The sequence below is a fragment of the Streptomyces himastatinicus ATCC 53653 genome, assembly GCF_000158915.1.
In the GTDB taxonomy this organism is placed as follows: Bacteria; Actinomycetota; Actinomycetes; order Streptomycetales; family Streptomycetaceae; genus Streptomyces; species Streptomyces himastatinicus.
In genome coordinates this window covers 680,658-683,814 of record NZ_GG657754.1, presented here as the reverse complement: position 1 = coordinate 683,814, position 3,157 = coordinate 680,658, and the positions used below count along the sequence as shown (strand labels likewise).

The 3,157-nt window shown below is 74.7% G+C and carries 1 protein-coding gene and 1 pseudogene; both read left to right on the top strand.

Annotated features, from left to right (window positions below; translation table 11 throughout):
- Positions 1-2,254: pseudogene (locus SSOG_RS58245) on the top strand (SDR family NAD(P)-dependent oxidoreductase); the annotation flags it as partial.
- Positions 2,255-2,266: 12 nt separating this feature from the next.
- Positions 2,267-3,157 (top strand): beta-ketoacyl synthase N-terminal-like domain-containing protein (locus tag SSOG_RS57340; RefSeq protein ID WP_281048180.1); only part of this gene is annotated, 891 nt, incomplete at its 3' end.

Here is a 3,157-nt window from a genome sequence, read left to right as displayed (position 1 = left end):
GAGCGGCTGAACCGAACCCGCACCGGCTTCGCCCAACCCGCTCTGTTCGCCATCGAAGTAGCCCCTCTTCCGCCTCGCGGAGACATGGGGTCTGAAGGCCGACTACCTGGCCGGGCACTCGATCGGTGAGATCGCGGCCGCTCATGTCGCGGGAGTGCTGTCCCTTCCGGACGCCTGTGCGCTGGTGGCGGCCAGGGCCCGACTGATGCAGGGCCTGCCCGGTGGCGGGGCGATGGTGGCCGTCGAGGCGGCTGAGGACGAGGTCCGGCCGTTGCTGTCCGGTGAGGTGTCGGTGGCGGCGGTGAACGGGCCGTCGTCGGTGGTGCTGTCCGGCGAGGAGACCGCGGTCGAGGAGGCCGTCGCGCGGTTGGAGGGCCGCCGGACGAGGAGACTGGCTGTCAGCCACGCGTTTCATTCGGCGCTGGTGGACCCGATGCTGGAGGAGTTCCGTGCGGCTGTCGGTGGGCTCACGTTCCATGAGCCGCGCGTTCCGGTCGTGTCGAATGTGACGGGGAGACTCGCGACCGCCGGTGAGCTGGGCTCGCCCGACTACTGGGTGCGCCACGTCCGCGAGACCGTACGGTTCGCCGACGGGGTGCGCGCGATCGCCGCCGAGGGCGCCGGTGCCTGGCTGGAGCTGGGACCGAACGGCGTCCTCACGGCCATGGCCCAGGAGTCCCTGGCGCCCGACGCCGTCGTCGTTCCGTTGCTGCGCGAGGACATCGGCGAAGAGCTCGCGGCCGTGACCGCGCTGGCGCGGCTCCACGTATCGGGGGTGGCCGTCGACTGGCCCGCGCTGTTCGCGGACACCGGCGCGCACCGGGTCGACGTACCCACCTACCCGTTCCAGCACCAGCGGTTCGCGCCGGTCGCGGACACATCCGTCCGGGACGGCGACGGCGCCGAGGCGGAGTTCTGGGCTGCGGTGGAGCGGGAGGACGTCGCATCGCTGGCGACGGACCTGGACGCCGACGCCGCGGTGCTGCGCACCGTACTGCCCGCCTTGTCCTCGTGGCGGACCCGGCACCGCCAGAGGTCCACCGTGGACTCGTGGCGCCACCGCGAGGTCTGGCGGCGGCGGAGCTTCCCGGCCGGGAAGGCATCGGGTACCTGGCTGGTCGTCACCCCGCCGGGCGGCCCGGACGAGGACTGGATCTCCACCGTCGCCGATGCCCTGGGGCCGGACACCGTCCGCATCGAAGCCCGGGAAGTTGGGGACGCTGGCCGTGCCGCCCTCGCCGAACGCCTCACCACCGCGACCGACGGTCTTCCGTCCGTGGCCGGGGTGCTCTCCCTGCTGGCAGCGGACGAATCAGCGGACGACGCGGGAGTACCCGCCGGGCTCGTCCGCACGGCCGCGCTGGTGCAGGCGCTGGGCGACGCCGGACTGCACTGCCCGTTGTGGTGCGTCACGCGCGGCGCGGTGGCCGTGAACGACGCCGAGCACCCGTCCGGCCCGGCGCAGGCGGCGGTGTGGGGGCTGGGACGCGTGGCCGCGTTGGAGTACCCGGACCGCTGGGGTGGCCTGATCGACCTGCCCACCGAGCTGAACGAGCCCTCGGCCGCCGCCTTCGTCGCGGTACTGGCGGGCCGGGACGGCGAGGACCAGGTCGCCGTACGGCCGTCCGGTACGTACGTACGCAGGCTGGTGCCCGCCCCGGCCCCGCGCCCCGCGGCGGAGTGGGAGCCGTCCGGCACGGTGCTGATCACCGGCGGGACCGGTGCGCTCGGCGCGCACGTGGCGCGCGCGCTCGCCCGACGCGGGCCGGCCACCCGCGGACCGGCCGGGAGCGACGGACCGCACCTGCTGCTCGTCAGCCGGAGCGGCCCCGCCGCCTCGGGCGCGGCGGACCTGCGCCGGGAGCTGACCGAGCTGGGCGCGGACGTCACCATCGCCGCCTGCGACGCCGCGGACCGGGCGGGGCTGGAGGCCGTACTGGCGGACATCCCGGCCGACCGGCCGCTGACCGGGGTGGTGCACGCGGCGGGTGTGCTGGACGACGGCGTACTCGACCGGCTGACCCCGGACCGCTTCGCGGCGGTGTTCCGTGCCAAGGTCGCGTCGGCCCTCCTGCTCGACGAGCTCACGCGGGACGCGGACCTGTCGGCGTTCGTCCTGTTCTCCTCCGTGTCGTCGGTCGTGGGCAATCCCGGACAAGCCAACTACGCGGCCGCCAACGCCTCACTGGACGCGCTGGCGCAGCGTCGGCACGCGCGGGGCCTGCCCGCGACCTCGATCGCCTGGGGAGGCTGGGGCGGCGCCGGCATGGCCGCCCGACCGGGTTCCGGAGCATCCGGCGGCGTCGCGCTCGCACGGCTGGATCCGCGGCTCGCGGTCTCGGCGCTGTCCGAGGCGGTCACCGAACCGCATCCGACGCTGGTGGTCGCCGACCTATCGCACCTCGCGTCGCAGGACCCGCCCTCCGGCCTGCGCCGGACCCCACTGCTGGAAGAGCTGCCGTACGCACGGCGCGCGCCCCGCGAGGGCAGCGCACCGGCGCCGCGGCTGCGCGACCTCCCGGAAGCCGAGCGAGCCGCGCGGGCGCTGGAGACGGTACGGGAGCGCGCGGCCGCCGTGCTCGGGCACCCGTCCGCGAACGCGACGCACCTGGTGCACGCGGACAAAGCCTTCCGGGATTCCGGATTCACTTCCCTGACCGCGGTGGAGCTGCGCAACCACCTCGCGGCCGAGACAGGACTGGCGCTGCCCACCGGCGTCGTCTTCGACTACCCGACCCCCCGGCTGCTGGCCGAACACCTGGTGGCCGGACTGGGCGGTGAACGGTCCGCCCCGGACGTACCGGCCCCGCCCGCGGCACCGGCCGGGGCCGCCGACGAACCGCTGGCGATCGTGGGCATGGCCTGTCGGCTGCCCGGCGGCGTGAACACCCCCGAGCAGCTGTGGGACCTGCTGGCCGAGGGCCGGGACGCCATCTCGGACTTCCCCGCCGACCGCGGCTGGGAACCTCGGCGCCTTCGACGGCGACGGGCCGTGGAGCGGCGCCCGCTTCGAGGGCGGGTTCCTCTTACGACGCGGCCGAGTTCGACGCCCCGTTCTTCGGAGTCTCGCTCACGCGAGGCGGTGACCATGGATCCGCAGCAGCGGCTGCTGCTCGAAGTGTCCTGGGAAGGCCGTCGAACGCTCAGGACTCGACCC